This window comes from Pseudomonas sp. EGD-AK9 (assembly GCF_000465935.2).
Taxonomy (GTDB): domain Bacteria; phylum Pseudomonadota; class Gammaproteobacteria; order Pseudomonadales; family Pseudomonadaceae; genus Aquipseudomonas.
This window is the reverse complement of record NZ_AVOF01000478.1, coordinates 1-1,917: the sequence shown is the minus strand read 5'-3', so window position 1 is coordinate 1,917 and position 1,917 is coordinate 1. Positions and strand designations below refer to the sequence as shown.

The 1,917-nt window shown below is 70.2% G+C and carries 2 protein-coding genes; both read right to left on the bottom strand.

The window, feature by feature from the left end:
* Window positions 1-14: 14 nt before the first annotated feature.
* Window positions 15-1,220, bottom strand: a complete 1,206-nt coding sequence (locus N878_RS19110) for an MFS transporter (RefSeq protein WP_021445175.1) — start codon at window positions 1,218-1,220, stop codon at window positions 15-17.
* 64 nt (window positions 1,221-1,284) lie between these two features.
* Complete coding sequence (locus tag N878_RS19105) at window positions 1,285-1,689, bottom strand: MarR family winged helix-turn-helix transcriptional regulator (RefSeq protein ID WP_021445174.1); 405 nt, start codon at window positions 1,687-1,689, stop codon at window positions 1,285-1,287.
* Window positions 1,690-1,917 lie beyond the last annotated feature (228 nt).

Sequence of the window (1,917 nt, the reverse complement as noted above, 5' to 3'; positions counted from 1 at the left end):
CAGCGGCCGCGTGCTCACGCGCCGGCCTCCTGCAGACGCGCCACCGGCACCTCGCGCACCGGCCAGTTGAGGACCGCGGCCAGCAGGCTGAGGAGGATGGAGATCTGCCAGACCAGGTCGTAGCTGCCGGTGTGGTCGTACAGGTAGCCGCCCAGCCAGCCGCCGAGGAAGGAGCCGAGCTGGTGGAACAGGAAGACGATGCCGCCGAGCATGGACAGGTTGCGCACGCCGAACAGGGTCGCCACCGTGCCGTTGGTCAGCGGCACCGTGGACAGCCACAGCAGGCCCATGGCCATGCCGAACAGGTAGGCGCTCCACTGCGTCAGCGGCGCCACCAGGAACAGGGTGATCACCACCCCGCGCGTCAGGTACAGGGCGCTGAGCAGGCGCGGCTTGGACATGCGCCCGCCGAGCCAGCCGGCGATATAGGTGCCGAAGATATTGAACAGCCCGACCAGGGCCAGCACCGTGGTGCCGGTCAGCGCCGGCAGGTGATGGTCGACCAGGTAGGCCGGCAGGTGCACGGCGACGAACACCACCTGGAAGCCGCAGACGAAGAAACCCAGCGCCAGCAACCAGAAGCCGGAGTGGCCGGCCGCCTCGCGCAGCGCCTCGACCAGGGTCTGCTGAGGCCCGCTCGGTAGCGGCATCGGCTGCTCCTTGATCATCGCCGCCAGCGGCAGGATCAGCGCCACCAGCAGGCCGAGGGCGAGCAGCGCCGCCGACCAGCCGAGCCAGCCGATCAGCCCCAGGGTGCCGGGCAGCATGGCGAACTGACCGAAGGAGCCGGCCGCCGCGGCGATGCCCATGGCCATGCTGCGTTTTTCAACCGGCACGGCGCGGCCGACCACGCCGAGGATCACCGAGAAGGAGGTGCCGGACAGGCCGATGCCGATCAGCAGGCCGGCGCTCAGCGACAGCGACAGCGGCGAGTCGGCCAGGCCCATCAGCAGCAGGCCGATGGCGTACAGCAGGCCGCCGACCACTATGGTGCGGCGTGCGCCGAAGCGGTCGGCCAGCGCCCCGGTGAATGGCTGCGCCAGGCCCCAGATCAGGTTCTGCAGGGCGATGGCGAAGGCGAACACCTCGCGCCCCCAGCCGAACTCGGCGCTCATCGGCGGCAGGAACAGGCCGAAGCCGTGGCGGGTGCCCAGCGACAGGGCCAGGATCAGCGACGCGCCCAGCAGCAGCCAGGTGGTCGAGCGCCATGCGGTGGTCATTAGGGTGTCTCCCAGGGGCGGCCAGTCGCGGCCGTGAAGGCGATAAGTAAGAGCCGATACGCGATCAGGCCAGTTGTTCCAGCAGTTGCATCAGCTCGGCGCGGCGCTCCTCGCCGAGGCGTGCGTTGAGTTCGTCCTGCACCTGTTGCCAGAGCGGCAGCGCCTGCTGCAGACGCTGCACACCGGCGGCGCTGAGCAACACTTCGCGGCTGCGCTGATCGCGGCCTTCGCCGAGCTGCAGCAAGCCCTGCTCCTGCAGCACCCGCAGGTTGCGTCCCAGGGTGCTGCGATCCAGGCCCATGGCCTCGGCCAGCGCGGAAATGCTCGGCTGCCCCAGCCGCTGCACATGGCGCAGCAGGGAAAACTGGGCGGCGCCGAGCCCGACCGCGGCGAGCGCGTCGTCGTAACGTCGGGTGACCCCGCGGCTGGCGCGGCGCAATTGGGTGCAGAGGCAGGTGGTCGGCAACATGGGGTACAGGTATATACCCGCTTCGCCCCGAGACACAGGCACAGTTGCCCGCTTTGTCGGCATAACAGTCCGCCAGGGGCTTCCGCTAGCGCCCGGCGGCGCGCTGCCGGTAGTAACGGCGAAAATCCGCGGCGAAACGCGCGTAGACCTCCTCCGGCAGCCAGCGCCGCTGCACCTGCAGCAGGCCCTGCGGCTGCGCCAGCAGCGCGACCACGGCGCGTTCCAGGC